Here is a 13,425-nt window from a genome sequence, read left to right as displayed (position 1 = left end):
AGCATATAACAGCTAATAATTTTTCCCTGACAACACAGCAATCCTTGCTACATCTCTACTCGGAAAATCAGGGTCGACATACACGTACATGCGGCTTATCAGCGAGCCTGTAAATTCAAATACACTACAAAAACGGCCCATGGAGATATTATTATCCGGCCAAGAGGTACCATCACTCATTACTCCCCCCTCTTGTCCCTCAACAATCACAGTGTTGCCAGCAGTCGTTATCTTAAAGCCATCTATGTCATGCCAGATACTGGTGAGCGAGCTACCAATTCTATTGCCAAACTCAACCAATGCATCCTTTCCTTTAGCCTGGCCAAATTTGGGGAAGAAAAAATCAACATTCTCCGAGAAGAGGTCAAGATAACTGGGATCACCTGCATCTACTCTCTTGAAATACTCAATCGCTATCTCAACTAAACTTTCCTGTTCCATTACCATTTCTATATCTCTATTAGTTGTTCGCATAACCGTGATTGGAAGGAGGGGGGGGACTGATGAGTGACGCCTCTTTATGACTCCACTCCATCCTGGTCGTCGTTATAAAAAGCGTTAAATCAATGCATCATAAGCAAGCCTAAATCAGTGGGGATTGAACTTCTTCGGGTCGCCTAGCTTGGACTGTAACCATATATTCATATCCTTTACTACCTCTTTGCGCTGACTTTTCCCGTCACTATTTTTTAGTCCATGATCGAGTTCTTCGTAACGCCGATACTCGATATTGTTCTTCCCGAGTTCTTTAAAGTGCTGCATCAGCTCATCTGTTTTTTGCGGTGATATCGCAGTGTCCCTCCCACCCTGCACGACCAGCAAAGGAGATTTTATTTTTTTCAGGGTATCCAGCTGATCGATGGAGAGCATCTGCTGCCACCAATGATAACCATGCCCGCTCACATCAAGCTCAAAGGGTTTGCTGTTAAGAACATGCTCGGCAAACCCTTTAAAGTCATCGACCTCTTTTCTCACCGCTTCGGGGTTTTTATGCTTTGTCGCGATGCTGTGTGAAACGTCATCAATAAACCAGCGGCCACCTCCATTGAAGGAGATCGTGGCATCAATAAAATCAACATCTGCGGTCACCAGGTTGGCGATAACGGCTCCTTCACTGCCGCCCAAGAGGATAATTTTCTTGTATTTCCCATCTTTTCGAACGATATCGAGTACAACCTTGATATCTGCTACCCGCTGCGCAGGGCTGTCCTTTTCAAGGTACTGAGCAGGGCAATCCTTGCGTGCCGGATCGGTACTGTATTTTAATTTGCGATAGATGCCGTACTTTTCGACCAGCAGAACATCAGCTTCTGGCCAAACATCTTTATAGTCTGAAAGTATCGAATCAATGTTAAGCACACTGTTGCAATCAGAGCCTTGCAGAATCAACAGCAGTGTATCTACATCATGGGAATGTTGGGCCAGATAATAGGAGATAGGCGAGCCATCATCCCTGTTGGCTGTGCGAGTGGTGATATCTTCTGCGTTACTAGTGAGTGTCAAAAAGAGCAAAAGTAAAAATATCGCTCGGATTTTCATCTTGGCCTCTGACAGTGATGAGATTAAAGATATTACTTATCCGATAATCCGACCGTTTAAATAATTTTTATCACTTTTATGGCGGTGGTCTGAGAACTCACGCTCTCTGGTATCAGAATGTATTTGTATTGCCACTCGTTTATCTATTTCATCAGGCAAGGCTACCGCCCCTGAATTCCAGCCTCCAGCCTGCTGCTTGTTACCTGTGGTGTTGCTCTGGTCTGGTACATGGCTGACTCCGACAAGAGATGTTCCTGATGGTTATGTTACCGAACGGAGCCGGTTAGGGAAGGGCGAGATGGTCGTTTCTCGGGCAAGATCAATAAATTAAGCGGTCAGCGGGTTGTGTTCGAAGAGGGGATGATATGGTGATGGGTGTCCTAACTCTCTCAAGGCTCGACGGTATCGGGCGGGGCAGTGAAATTGGGGCAGCCACCCTGTTGAGTGCAGTGTCGTGCAACCGTCATTTAGAGAGCAGCAAAGGCAAGCTGTGGTGCGGGCGGATCAGCGGCTGGCCGCCTTGTGGGGTCGGGGTCTGATATAGAGATCCCAGCCCCGTAATGTCGATGGGCCCGTCTCGTGAGAGACGGGCCCATGCTTTTTTGTGTTAGCGCACGGTCTTTAATGGCTTCTGGTTTCCTCCGTGAAGGCTCAGCGGGCGAGCAGGGGGTGGCCGTCAGGCAAGGGCGTACTGGCTGCATGGGGGGAGGGGCGTTGTTGGAACTGGCGCACCAGCCGTTCCAGTTCGCCGAGTTGCCGCACCAAGGCCATGACCCCTTGCACCGCGTGCTGGCTGCCCTGACTGGAGTCGTCGGCGAGGCGCTTGATGCTGAGCACGCTGCGGTCTATGTCGGCCGTGACTTGGGATTGCTCCTGCACCGCCTGGGCTATCTGGTTGCTGCCGGCGGTCACCTGCAGCAGGCGATCGCTTATCTGTTGCAGCACGTCGCCGGTGGCGGAGGCCTTGAGACGGCAACTGGCGGAGAGTCGCTCCCCTTGCGCCATGGCCTGCTCCGCATCTCCGGCACTGCCCTGCAAGAGGCTGATCATCTTCTGGATCTCGCCGGTGGAGGATTGGGTCTTGATGGCCAGCGATCGGATCTCGTCCGCCACCACGGAGAAGCCTCGGCCCGCCTCGCCGGCGCGGGCGGCCTCGATGGCGGCGTTGAGGGCCAGCAGGTTGGTTTGATTGGCGATGCTGTTGATCACATCCAGGATGCCGTCGATGGCCCGGCACTGGGTGGCGAGCGTATTGATCACCCCCTTGGAGGTGACCAGCTCACTGTGCATCCCTTCCACCTCTTCGATGGTTTCCTGCACGCGGAGGTTACCCTCCTTGAAGAGATCTGCGGTCTCGTCCAGCCGATCGGAGGAGGCGGTGGAGCTTTGGGACACCTCGCGGATGGACTGGGCCATCTGGGTGATGGCGGTGGCGACCTGATTGGTCTGGGCCTGCTGTTGCTGCAGGTTGTCGGTGATGGTCTCGGCGTTGTGCAAGTCCGTCTGTGCGGATGTCAGGATCTGCTGGCAGGTCTGCTGGGTGCGGGCCAGCACGGCGTTGAACTCGGCCTGGTTCATCTTCATGGCGAGCTCGACGGCGGCGAGCCGATCGACCCGGCCCGTGTAGAGCAGCTGCATCAGCGGATTGTCAAAGCGGTTGCGGGCAAGCTCGCCGAGCTTGCCAAGGCGCCGGCCAAGGGCGTTCACCACCAGGAGGGCGCCGATAAGGGGCAGGGTGGCGAGCCCGGCCAGCCAGCCGGACTCATGGCCATAGCCGAGGCCAAGCAGGGCGACGAGGGCGAGCAGCAGGCAGCCATTGAGCACCAGCATGTGGGAGAAGGCCGGCAGACGCAGAGCCAGGGGTGCTTGTCCCTCTCTTAGGCCAGCGTAGACCTTCTCGGCCCGCCCCTTGAGCGCCTCGTCCGGCGCGGTGCGCACCGACTGATACTCCACCACCTTGCCGCTCGCATCCTGAATGGGGGTGACGAAGGCGTTGACCCAGTAGTGATCCCCGTTCTTGCAGCGATTCTTGACCGGTCCCATCCAGCTCTTGCCTTCCCGGATATGGCCCCACATATCGGCGAAGGCCTGAGTCGGCATATCGGGGTGGCGTACCAGGTTGTGGGGGGTGCCCTGCAACTCCGCCAGGGTGAAGCCGGCAATCTGGCAGAACTCCTCGTTGGCAAAGGTGATGCGGCTCTCCAGATCCGTGGTGGAGATGAGATTCTGATGCGCCGGGTAGAGGCGCTCACGCTGGGTAACGGGCTGGTTGACTCTCATGGGGGCGTCCGACAATGGGAATGATGAGTCCTGACTGCAAACCGCGCACCAGAGTGTCGATAGACGCTTAAAATGCGTTCGACATGTATGTTTTCTGGCCAAGGTACGTGGATTGCCGAAAACGGCCAAGGCCAGCGCGGCGACTAGCTGAATCGATTCGCTTTTTGGGAGCCGTTTTGGCAATAGGGGTGTCGGTTTCGCAATTTGGCAAGCAACAAAGCGGGAGCTCGCTCGGGCTCCCGGCTGATTCAGGCGGGGATATCCGGTGCGCCGGCGGGGGGCTGGGTCAGGGTCTCGATCTGCAGGTTGGTGGAGAGCAGGGTCTTGAGATCCTGCAGGTACTCCTCCAGCGGCGGCTCTTCCAGCAATTGGGCGAGCTCGTTGCCCACCGGGGTGAGGCGGTAGTAGAGCAGGGTGAGGTGACTCTGGCGCTGGCGTAGTCGCCAGTGTTGATTGCCGAACGCAAGCTCCACCCCATCGGCGGGCAGGGGGCCGGATTCGAGCTCCCCTCGGTGCAGCAGACCGAGATCGAACAGCAGCAGCAGGGCGCTGTAGGGCACCCGGTACTTGCCGAGCCCCATGCGGGTGACTCTGGCGCGACTCAGCAGGCTGGCCCCCTTGTGCATGCCGAGCAGCAGGCGCTGCTCATCGCTCCCCTCGTAGTGGCAGCAGAGGGCGCAGATGCGCTGGAACAGCTGGGCCTCGCGCTGGGTCATCTCCTTGAGGGTGCTGAGGGCCCGGATGGAGAAGCGACCCGGGGTCGCCACTTCCAGGGCGAAGATACGCCCCCACAGCTGCTGCATGGGTACCATGCTGATCTCTTCGGCCAGCTGCAGGAAGCGGGTCAGCCAGTCGCTGTCCATCTCGCCGCCGGCGGCCGTCTCCTCACAGTGGCGGGAGGCCATCACCATGATGGATTCCAGATTGCGCTGGCGGGCGGCCTGTTCCGCCAGTTGGCGGAAGGTGGCGCGCTGCTCGAAGGTGCTGTCGCTGTTGCGGGTCAGCATGCCGTCGATGCCGCGGCTGCGGGCCAGGCGCAGGGTCTGCTCCTGGCTGCTCAGGATGGAACTCTCTTTCTTGGGGGGCGGCAGATCGGCCATGCTGGCTCCGTGCTGGCTGAGGGGATTCAGGCTGGTATTGAATGTTACCCCAACCGGGCGGACGAGCAATCCCTCAGGCGGGCCTGGGCCCAGATGTGCAGGCTGGATAACAAAAAGGCCTCCCGGGGGAGGCCATTTTGATTGCGTATCAAGGCAATAGACGCGGCGGCTTACTCCTCGTAGACGCTGACGTCGGTCGCCTCTATGGAGTAGGAGGCGGTAGCCATCTCGTGGCTGGAACTGACGGTGCGCATCTTGCCCTTCACCCAGATGGCGTCCCAGAGATCGTCCACAGGCGCGCCCTTGGGGTAGCTCACATAGATCACCTGGTTGGTGGGGGGCGGTGGCACGTGGATGCAGGCGCCGAAGTAGGGCACCAGCAGGAAGGCGGTGACCTTCTTGGCATTCCCCTCCAGCGGCACCACGAAGCCCGGGATGCGCAGATCCTGGTTGTCCAGCTTCTTGTTGACCCCGCCGACCGGTTGCGGCACCGAGGCAAGGTTGCCGTCGTGGCTGACCTGGGGCGGTGGCAGCAGTTTTTCACCCTCTGGAATGAGCACATCCCAGTCGATTGTCTTGTAATCAACGGCATGGGCAGGCAAAGCCAACACACCCAACAGCACGGTCAGCACTCGCCACATCGTCATCTTCCCTCTTGTCATCGTCATATCCGGATACTCATGCCATCGCTCAGGCTGTAGCGATACGCGCGGGCCGCAGGCAGCAGCCCTATCACCATGCCTGCCAGCCACACCAGTCCCAGCAGCTGCCATTCGTAGGCACTCGGCAGGCCCAGGCCCAGTTGCAGGCCATAGTGGCTGAGCAGCCAGGGGGTGGCAAGCAGTTGTCCGAGGTAGAGGGCCCCGACCCCGAGGGCGATGCCGAGGGTGGTGAGGGCCATGGCCTCCAGCGCCAGCAGCAGGAACAGGTGAGACGGGCCGGCGCCGAGGGAGCGCAGGATGGCGAGTTCACGACGTCGCTCGTTGAGCCCCGCCAGCAATGTGGTCAGCATGCCGATGAGGCCCGCCACTACCACGAAGCCGGCGATGACGGTGAGCGCCGTCTCCATCACGCTCATCATGCCCCACAGCTCCTGCAATGCGGCCCCCGGCAAGATGGCCATCAGGGGTTCGCCCGTGTAGGTGTTGATGCCGCGCTGCAGCTGGAAGGCCAATATGCGATTGCTCAGGCCCACCATAAAGGCGGTGATGGTCTTGGGGGTGAGATCTTGCGCCAGCGCCTGCTCGGCGGTGACGTTCTTGCTGTGACGGCCGGTGTCCCAGCCGAGGTGGATGGCCTCGATACCCGCCAGCGGTACATGCACGGTGCGATCGACCGGGGTACCGGTCGGCGCCAGTATCCCCACCACCTTGAACGGCAGGTTGTCGTGCTGGCTGAAGGAGGTGTTGCCGGCGCCGTGGGCGATGATGATGGACTGATCCAGCTTGTAACCGAGCTTCTCGGCCACCTGGGCACCGAGCACCGCCTCGAACGGCGTCTCGAACGGACGCCCTTCCCGCATCTGCAGAGACTGCTGCTGGCCGTATTTCAGGTGGGTGAAATAGTCGCCGTTGGTGCCGAGTACCCGGAAGCCCTTGTGGGAGTCTCCGAGGGAGAGGGGAATGGTCCAGGCGATGCCGGGGCGCTGCTTGATGGCCTGATAGGTGTCCCAGCCCACGTTGTTGGTGGGGTTGCCGATGCGAAACACGGAGTAGAGCATGAGGTTCACCTGGCCGGAGCGGGCACCGACGATGAGATCCGTGCCGGAGACCGTATTGGCGAAGCTCTCGCGCGCCTCGGTGCGCACCCGCTCCACCCCGAGCAGCAGGGTGACGCTGATGGCCACGGCCAGCAGGGTGAGCCCGGCGGTGAGGCGGCGGGCCCAGAGACTTTGCAGGGCGAGTTTCAGCATGGCGACCTCCGCGTCCTGAATGGCTGGCAGCCTGCCTGCGCGGGCGCGCAGAGGTTCTGGTTATCCGATCTCATCATGCAGCCCTCCGGTTGAGCCGTTGCAGGTTCTCCACCCGGGGGAAGAGGGGTTCGAGGTAGGGGTCGTGGCTGACGAAGATGAGGGTCGAGCCCTGCTTGTCGCACTCCTCGAACAACAGCTTGATGAAGGCGGCCCTGTTGTCGGTATCGAGCGCCGAGGTGGGTTCATCGGCGATCACCAGGGGCGGTGAGCCGATCAGCGCCCGGGCGGCGGCGACCCGCTGCTGCTGACCGATGCTCAAGGCATGGACCGGCCTGTGCAACGCCTCGTCCGGTAACTGCAATTCGCCCAACAGGCGGCGGGCTTCCTGCTCCGGACTGGCGAGCAAGCGGGAGCGTTTCTGGGGGGAGAAGGTGAGCGCCGCGGTGACGTTGTCCAGCACGGATAAAAAGGGCAGCAGATTGAACTGCTGGAAGATGTAGCCCAGATTGGCCGCCCGGAAGTGGTCACGGGCGCGGCCGGAGAGCTGGGCCAAGGGCTGGCCCAGCACCTCCAGGGTGCCGTGGTTGGCGGTCTGGATCCCGGCCAACAGCCCGAGCAGGGTCGACTTGCCGGAACCCGATGGGCCCTTGATGAATACCCGCTCCCCCTGCGCGATGCGCAGGGCGGGCAGATCGAGTACAGCCTCGCCACCTGGCCAGGCGAAGGCCAGATCGCGGATCTCAACCACGGCGTTTGTCATGGGATCACCAGCTCAGTTTGTAGGCAGATGGAGTCAGTTCGGCGGCGGTCTGACCGGCGGGCAGGATGCCTTGCACGCTCAGCTTCTCCAGGCTCGGGTAGAGACTGAACAGGGTGGCTTCCAGCCCGGTCAGCTTGGCTGGTGTCTGGCAGTTGTAGGTGTACATGGCGCCCATGTCGGCGTGACCGTCTTCGTGGTGATGTTCGTCGTGATCGGCGTCGGCCTTGTCATGGTCATGGTCGTGATCATGATCTTCCTTGGGAGCATTGATCTCCTGCTGGGCCAGGGTGCAACCGGCGGCGGGATCGAGGCGGAACAGGGCATCCGGCTGCTTGAGCTGGGCCATGGCCTTGGCGAATTGCACCTTCTCGGCATCCGTCTTGGCGGCGTGCTCGAAGCCCACCAGATCGGCGGCGGGAGCCTGCAGCTCGATCATCAGCTGGTTGCCATCGAGCACCAGGTTGAGGTGGCCGTGGCCATGCTCGTGAGCGCCGTGGCCGTGGCTCTCGTGTTCATCGTGGTTGGCTTGCACGCCAAAGGCGGCGACCGCCAGGAACAGGGTGGCAGCTTTCATCGTTAATCCTTTCAAAATTATTGATAAATAATGGAAATATTTAAACGGACAGACGATGAATGGCGGGCGGTGCACGGATGCTGTAGTGGGGGCTGTACAGACGCGAGACGCGGGTGATCTCGGTGGAGAGGGGCGGGTAGGCGACAAAGGGCTGGGCTGGGGCCAGGGCGCCGGGGGTCAGGGCCAGCTTGCCATCCAGGTGGAGGGCGCAGATCAGGCAATGGTGGCTATGGCCGGGCAGGTCCGCTTCCAGCGGATGCTGCGCCAGTGCCGGTTGCAACCACAACCAGCCCAGCAGCAACAACCCGATTTTCAGCTTGGAACGCACCATAAGCCCCTGTGGAAAGGGCGCCATCAGCGCCCTTCTCTCTGATTCAGAGATGGGACTTGATGAGCCCCATCACCTTGGTGATATCGGTGGCATCGAGCTGGCCATCTTTGGCGAACAGCACCTTGCCTTCTTTATCCAGCAATATGATGGCCGAACTCTCCGGGGTCAGATCCCAGGCGTTGCGGGCCATGCCCTTGGCATCCAGTATCATGGCGGACCAGGGGAACTCCTTCTTGCTGTCTTCGGCGCTGCTCTTCACAAAGCCGGAGGTGCCCCAGATGGCGTCATTGCTGTTGATGATGGTGACCGTCTGATACTGATCATGGGGCAGCTTGGCGGCCTTGATCGCCTCGATCATGGGGCCGTTGAGCTCCTTGGCGCTGGAGCGACCCGCGATGTGCTGGATCAAGAATACCTTGCCGGTCAGCACCTTGCTCTGCCAGGGCTGGTAGCTTATCTCCTTGTCCTTCAACACCAGTTCGCCCTTGTCGGCGATATTGACCAGGGGAACCTGGGCGGATTCCTTGATGTTGTGGGCCATGACCAGGCTCGGCAGCAGCGCCAGAGTAAGTACGAGATGTTTCATCCGTATGACACTCCTTTGTTATGTTATAACGACTTGTGGTTGAGGGAAAGAGGCACCCCACATCCTAAACTGATCGGATCTGTTTAAAAAGTGTTAAATGTTATCGCCTTGTGGATCCTGCCGGCGCGGCCATCTGTAGCGCGGCCCCCTGGCAAGGGCCGCTAGAATCGCATGCAGCCGATAAAGATCAACCGCTTATCAACTGGTTTGAGGAGTGGATTCTAGTAAAGGGGTTCACTGATCAGCGGGATCTGGGCCATGGTCATCTGCTGGGCCAGCAGGGGAGAGCCGGTCAGCAGCACGTGGCGCTGATTGCCGATCACCACCGTATCCCCCTCGAGGCCGCTGTCCGCCGTGATGGCGAGCCAGGCGGGGGAGACGCTGCCGATGCTGATATTGGGGTAGATGATGCTGAGCATGTACTGGGGGGCCAGCTCAGCCAGCAGGCTGGCCATCAGGAGCGCCTTCTCGTCGCTGTCGGCCTTGTTGTCCTGCAGGGCCTGCAGGGGGGGGGAGAAGTGATCCATCTGCTCGGGGGGAGTGGGGATGGCGTTCAGCCACTCCTGCAGCAGATGCACGCTGGTGGCCAGATCCTTGGCGGAAAACTGCTGGGCCAGGGGCTTGAGATCCCCCTTGAACTGGTAGAACAGCTGGGAGTAGTTGGGCCTCACGCAGGGCAGCTTGATGTTGGCCGGATGCACGCAGGGGGAGACCCGCATCTGGTAGAAGGCATCCTCCTGGTATTGCCGGTAGGCCTGCCAGAACTGGGTCGACTCCAGGCTGTTGTCGTGCAGGGTAAAGGCCTGCTCCAGATTGCGAAACTTGGTGGCGGTCTCCGGGCTGCTCTGGTTGATCTGGTTGATGCTGCTGTAGAGGCGCGGGCTGATGTAGGAGTAGAGCGTCTCGAGGGGATAGTTGAGGGAGGCATCGAGCTGGGTCATCTCGTGGCGACTGGCGGAGAGAATGCGTTCGTCCGTGCTCAGTTGCAGGTGCTTCTGCTGGCCATCGGCAGAGAGCCACTGCCAGCTGAAACTGACCTCCTGAGCGCAAGAGGTGCCAACCATCAGACTCCACAGCAGAGCTTGTGCCAGTTTCATGGGGATGCTTCCTGCGCCGGTTGATATTAAACAACTAGGTGAGGGAGCGGGATTTGGATTGCTCCAATGAGGCTTTAGTTGGTAATTACTTGATAAAGCTTTAAATTTAATTTTGAAAATATTCGATTTGGAGGACGACCATGAAAGCTGGTGCCATGTTCCTGCTGCTCTTGACCACCCTGCCGGCGGCGGCGGGCCAGGTGATCGTCAATCAGGGGCTCTCCCCGGCGGACACCTTTGCCCTGCGGGACAGGCTGGCGCGCGAACACGAGTGGCAGGAGTGGCTGCGCTTCCAGCAGGCGGTGAAGTGGCTGGAGGTGTTGCCGGTGAACTGCGATCTGGTGGGCAGTGCGGGCGGGGAGTACCGCTGCGGTGACGACTACTACCGCCCCTATCGCGACAACGGCCGCGACATCTATATCCAGGGGGATCCCCCGGATCGTCAGCCACGGACAAATAAAAAGGCGCCATAAGGCGCCTTTTTATCGCGAGCTGACACTTACTTGGCAGCGTAACGCTCGGCGGAAGTCAGGATCTCGGCTTCGGCGGCGGCCTTGTCGCCCCAACCTTCCACCTTGACCCACTTGCCCGCTTCCAGCTCTTTGTAACGCTCGAAGAAGTGCTGGATCTGGGCTTTCAGCAGCTCGGGCAGATCGTTCACATCCTTGATGTGGTCGTATTGCTTGGTCAGCTTGGAGTGCGGCACGGCCACGATCTTGGCATCTTCGCCAGACTCGTCGGTCATCTTCAGCACGCCGACCGGGCGGCAGCGAATGACGGAGCCGGCCAGCAGGGGGTAGGGAGTCGGAACCAGCACGTCGACGGGATCCCCATCCAGGGACAGGGTGGCGTTCACGTAGCCGTAGTTGCACGGGTAGAACATCGGAGTGGACATGAAGCGATCAACGAAGATGGCACCGCTGTCCTTGTCGACTTCGTATTTGATCGGGTCGGCGTTCTGCGGGATTTCGATGATGACGTAGATGTCGTCGGGCAGGCTCTTGCCAGCCGGTACCAGGTTCAGGCTCATGACATTTCCTTTAGCATGTTGGAGTCGAGTTTGCAGGCCGACATTATAGCGATGTCCCGTCAAATGACCATATTTCGCGGCCACTGCGACAGCCTTGGTACCACAGTGGCAGCTTGGGTCTGCCAAATTCCGGTGACCTTGGTAGAATGTCCACTCCCTTCATTGGACAAGGCAGTGGTATGCACATTCATATTCTCGGGATCTGCGGCACCTTCATGGGTGGTCTGGCGGTGTTGGCGAAGCAGCTCGGCTATCGGGTGACCGGCTCCGATGCCAATGTCTACCCCCCCATGAGCACCCAGCTCGAGCAGCAGGGCATCGAATTGACCGAGGGTTATGATCCGTCCCAGCTCGCTCCCGCGCCGGATCTGGTGGTGGTCGGCAACGCCATGAGCCGTGGCAACCCCTGCGTGGAATATGTGCTGGATCGCAACCTGCCTTATATCTCGGGCCCCCAGTGGCTGCTCGAACACGTGTTGAAAGATCGCTGGGTGCTGGCCGTGGCGGGCACCCATGGCAAGACCACCACCGCCAGCATGCTGGCCTGGGTGCTGGAGTATGCCAAGCTGGAACCCGGTTTCCTCATCGGCGGCGTGCCGGGCAACTTCCCTGTCTCCGCTCGCCTGGGCTCCGCCCCCTTCTTCGTCATCGAGGCGGACGAGTATGACTGCGCCTTCTTCGACAAGCGCTCCAAGTTCGTTCATTACCATCCCCGCACCTTGATCATGAACAACCTGGAGTTCGACCACGCGGACATCTTCCCGGATCTCGCCGCCATCCAGCGCCAGTTCCATCACCTGATGCGCACCGTGCCGAGCAACGGCCGGGTGCTGTTCCCGCAGGCCGATCACAACCTCGGTGCCGTGCGCGAGATGGGGTGCTGGAGCGAGGTTGAGCTGGTGGGCCAGGACGATGCCAAGTGGAAGGCGGTCAAGCTGGCGGACGACGGCTCGGTGTTCGAGGTGTGGCTGGACGGTGTCAAGCAGGGGGAGGTGCGCTGGGAGTGCATCGGCGAGCACAACGTCAACAACGGCCTGATGGCCATCGCCGCCGCCCGCCACGCCGGCGTCATGGTGGAGCACGGGATCAAAGCCCTGTGTCAGTTCAAGTCGCCGAAGCGGCGCATGGAGCTCAAAGGTGAGGTGGCCGGCGTCAGCGTCTATGACGACTTCGCCCACCACCCGACCGCCATCGAGACAACCCTCGGCGGCCTGCGCGCCAGGGTTGATGGGATCGGAGGCAAGGCCCGCATCCTGGCGGTGCTGGAGCCCCGCTCCAACACCATGAAACTCGGGGTGCACAAGGAGGAGCTGGCCGGCTGCTTCGACGGTGCCGACGAGGTGTTCTTCTTCCAGCCGCCGAACATCGGTTGGGATCTCGGCGATGTGACCGCTCACATGCGCCGTCCGGCCCAGGTGTTCGGGGAGCTGGATGCCCTGATCGACGCCCTGGTGGCCGAGAGTCATCCGGGGGATCATATTCTGATCATGAGCAACGGCGGCTTCGGCGGCATCCATGACAAGCTGCTCGCCCGCCTCCAGCAGAAGATCGCGAGTTAACATGGATAAACAGATCACCTTGGCGCTGACGGGGGCTTCCGGTGCCCCTTATGCACTGCGTTTGCTCGAGTGCCTGGTACAAGCCGATTACAGGGTCTATCTGCTGGCCTCCTCGGCCGCCCGGGTGGTGCTCAAGACCGAGCAGCAGGTAGATTGGCCGGGCAGCCCCAAGGAGCTGTCTGCCTACCTCTGCCGCCAATACGGCGCGAGGGAGGGGCAGATAGTGGCCTGTGGCAAGGAGGAGTGGTTCTCGCCGGTGGCCTCCGGCTCGGCGGCCCCCAGGCAGATGGTGGTCTGTCCCTGCTCCATGGGCACAGTCTCGGCCATCGCCAACGGCACCTCGGACAACCTGCTGGAGCGGGCGGCGGACGTGGTGATCAAGGAGCGGGGCCAGCTCATCCTGGTACCCCGCGAGAGCCCGTTTTCCGCCATCCATCTGGAGAACATGCTGAAACTGGCGCGGCTCGGGGTGACCATCATGCCGGCGGCGCCCGGTTTCTACCATGAGCCCAAGAGCATCGAGGATCTGGTGGACTTCATGGTGGCGCGGCTCCTGGATCACCTGGGCATCGAGCAGGTGCTGACCCAGCGCTGGGGTTATGCCAAGCCCTGAATCCTCACAACCAGGCAAACAAAAGCGGCGCCGGACTCATCGTC

15 protein-coding genes are annotated in these 13,425 nt (G+C 60.2%); 3 read left to right on the top strand and 12 right to left on the bottom strand.

What is annotated here, in order from left to right:
• Positions 1-12 precede the first annotated feature (12 nt).
• The 11 genes from ACRCYW_RS05665 to ACRCYW_RS05615 all read right to left on the bottom strand — a co-directional run bounded on the left by ACRCYW_RS05665 (position 13) and on the right by ACRCYW_RS05615 (position 10,179).
• Positions 13-441, bottom strand: a complete 429-nt coding sequence (locus tag ACRCYW_RS05665; RefSeq protein ID WP_438549173.1) for a nuclear transport factor 2 family protein — start codon at positions 439-441, stop codon at positions 13-15.
• Positions 442-588: 147 nt separating this feature from the next.
• Complete coding sequence (locus ACRCYW_RS05660) at positions 589-1,539, bottom strand: alpha/beta hydrolase family protein (protein ID WP_438549172.1); 951 nt, start codon at positions 1,537-1,539, stop codon at positions 589-591.
• Between the two features lie 651 nt (positions 1,540-2,190).
• On the bottom strand, positions 2,191-3,819 hold the full coding sequence (locus ACRCYW_RS05655; RefSeq protein WP_438549171.1) for a methyl-accepting chemotaxis protein: 1,629 nt from the start codon (positions 3,817-3,819) through the stop codon (positions 2,191-2,193).
• Positions 3,820-4,067: 248 nt separating this feature from the next.
• The gene (locus tag ACRCYW_RS05650) at positions 4,068-4,919 is read right to left on the bottom strand and encodes a TIGR03899 family protein (RefSeq protein WP_438549170.1); all 852 of its coding nucleotides are present in this window, start codon (positions 4,917-4,919) and stop codon (positions 4,068-4,070) included.
• 170 nt (positions 4,920-5,089) lie between these two features.
• Entirely contained in the window at positions 5,090-5,560 is a 471-nt protein-coding gene (locus ACRCYW_RS05645) for a DUF3299 domain-containing protein (protein ID WP_438549445.1), read from the bottom strand.
• A gap of 23 nt (positions 5,561-5,583) precedes the next feature.
• Complete coding sequence (locus tag ACRCYW_RS05640) at positions 5,584-6,831, bottom strand: ABC transporter permease (protein ID WP_438549169.1); 1,248 nt, start codon at positions 6,829-6,831, stop codon at positions 5,584-5,586.
• A gap of 73 nt (positions 6,832-6,904) precedes the next feature.
• Positions 6,905-7,591 (bottom strand): ABC transporter ATP-binding protein, encoded by a 687-nt coding sequence (locus ACRCYW_RS05635; RefSeq protein WP_438549168.1) that lies wholly within the window; start codon positions 7,589-7,591, stop codon positions 6,905-6,907.
• Positions 7,592-7,595: 4 nt separating this feature from the next.
• On the bottom strand, positions 7,596-8,165 hold the full coding sequence (locus tag ACRCYW_RS05630; RefSeq protein WP_438549167.1) for a DUF2796 domain-containing protein: 570 nt from the start codon (positions 8,163-8,165) through the stop codon (positions 7,596-7,598).
• 40 nt (positions 8,166-8,205) lie between these two features.
• On the bottom strand, positions 8,206-8,496 hold the full coding sequence (locus ACRCYW_RS05625) for a hypothetical protein (RefSeq protein WP_438549444.1): 291 nt from the start codon (positions 8,494-8,496) through the stop codon (positions 8,206-8,208).
• Between the two features lie 43 nt (positions 8,497-8,539).
• A complete protein-coding gene (locus ACRCYW_RS05620; protein ID WP_438549166.1) occupies positions 8,540-9,082 on the bottom strand; it encodes a YtfJ family protein in 543 nt (180 codons plus the stop codon).
• Positions 9,083-9,303: 221 nt separating this feature from the next.
• Positions 9,304-10,179, bottom strand: coding sequence for a hypothetical protein (locus ACRCYW_RS05615; protein WP_438549165.1), 876 nt, complete (start codon positions 10,177-10,179; stop codon positions 9,304-9,306).
• Positions 10,180-10,319: 140 nt separating this feature from the next.
• Between ACRCYW_RS05615 and ACRCYW_RS05610 the strand changes: the two genes are divergently transcribed.
• Positions 10,320-10,652, top strand: coding sequence for a hypothetical protein (locus ACRCYW_RS05610; RefSeq protein ID WP_438549164.1), 333 nt, complete (start codon positions 10,320-10,322; stop codon positions 10,650-10,652).
• A 26-nt stretch (positions 10,653-10,678) separates the two neighbouring features.
• Here ACRCYW_RS05610 and ppa read toward each other — a convergent pair whose 3' ends face one another.
• Positions 10,679-11,209 carry an inorganic diphosphatase gene (gene ppa / locus ACRCYW_RS05605; protein WP_349921090.1) on the bottom strand — a complete coding sequence of 177 codons (531 nt, stop codon included), beginning with the start codon at positions 11,207-11,209 and terminating at the stop codon, positions 10,679-10,681.
• A gap of 179 nt (positions 11,210-11,388) precedes the next feature.
• Between ppa and mpl the strand changes: the two genes are divergently transcribed.
• Positions 11,389-12,768, top strand: a complete 1,380-nt coding sequence (gene mpl / locus ACRCYW_RS05600) for a UDP-N-acetylmuramate:L-alanyl-gamma-D-glutamyl-meso-diaminopimelate ligase (protein WP_438549163.1) — start codon at positions 11,389-11,391, stop codon at positions 12,766-12,768.
• Between the two features lies 1 nt (position 12,769).
• Complete coding sequence (locus ACRCYW_RS05595; RefSeq protein ID WP_438549162.1) at positions 12,770-13,381, top strand: flavin prenyltransferase UbiX; 612 nt, start codon at positions 12,770-12,772, stop codon at positions 13,379-13,381.
• Positions 13,382-13,425 lie beyond the last annotated feature (44 nt).

Source organism: Aeromonas sp. (assembly GCF_051657805.1).
Classification (GTDB): domain Bacteria; phylum Pseudomonadota; class Gammaproteobacteria; order Enterobacterales; family Aeromonadaceae; genus Aeromonas.
This window is presented reverse-complemented; position numbering and strand designations above follow the sequence as displayed.

Excerpts from the sequence above, each read along its gene's own strand:
- ACRCYW_RS05665 (WP_438549173.1), bottom strand. The coding sequence starts at position 441 with ATGGAACAGGAAAGTTTAGTTGAGATAGCGATTGAGTATTTCAAGAGA.
- ACRCYW_RS05640 (WP_438549169.1), bottom strand. The coding sequence starts at position 6,831 with ATGCTGAAACTCGCCCTGCAAAGTCTCTGGGCCCGCCGCCTCACCGCC.
- ACRCYW_RS05660 (WP_438549172.1), bottom strand. The coding sequence starts at position 1,539 with ATGAAAATCCGAGCGATATTTTTACTTTTGCTCTTTTTGACACTCACT.
- ACRCYW_RS05655 (WP_438549171.1), bottom strand. The coding sequence starts at position 3,819 with ATGAGAGTCAACCAGCCCGTTACCCAGCGTGAGCGCCTCTACCCGGCG.
- ppa (WP_349921090.1), bottom strand. The coding sequence starts at position 11,209 with ATGAGCCTGAACCTGGTACCGGCTGGCAAGAGCCTGCCCGACGACATC.
- ACRCYW_RS05615 (WP_438549165.1), bottom strand. The coding sequence starts at position 10,179 with ATGAAACTGGCACAAGCTCTGCTGTGGAGTCTGATGGTTGGCACCTCT.
- mpl (WP_438549163.1), top strand. The coding sequence starts at position 11,389 with ATGCACATTCATATTCTCGGGATCTGCGGCACCTTCATGGGTGGTCTG.
- ACRCYW_RS05630 (WP_438549167.1), bottom strand. The coding sequence starts at position 8,165 with ATGAAAGCTGCCACCCTGTTCCTGGCGGTCGCCGCCTTTGGCGTGCAA.
- ACRCYW_RS05625 (WP_438549444.1), bottom strand. The coding sequence starts at position 8,496 with ATGGTGCGTTCCAAGCTGAAAATCGGGTTGTTGCTGCTGGGCTGGTTG.
- ACRCYW_RS05610 (WP_438549164.1), top strand. The coding sequence starts at position 10,320 with ATGAAAGCTGGTGCCATGTTCCTGCTGCTCTTGACCACCCTGCCGGCG.
- ACRCYW_RS05620 (WP_438549166.1), bottom strand. The coding sequence starts at position 9,082 with ATGAAACATCTCGTACTTACTCTGGCGCTGCTGCCGAGCCTGGTCATG.
- ACRCYW_RS05650 (WP_438549170.1), bottom strand. The coding sequence starts at position 4,919 with ATGGCCGATCTGCCGCCCCCCAAGAAAGAGAGTTCCATCCTGAGCAGC.
- ACRCYW_RS05595 (WP_438549162.1), top strand. The coding sequence starts at position 12,770 with ATGGATAAACAGATCACCTTGGCGCTGACGGGGGCTTCCGGTGCCCCT.
- ACRCYW_RS05635 (WP_438549168.1), bottom strand. The coding sequence starts at position 7,591 with ATGACAAACGCCGTGGTTGAGATCCGCGATCTGGCCTTCGCCTGGCCA.
- ACRCYW_RS05645 (WP_438549445.1), bottom strand. The coding sequence starts at position 5,560 with ATGTGGCGAGTGCTGACCGTGCTGTTGGGTGTGTTGGCTTTGCCTGCC.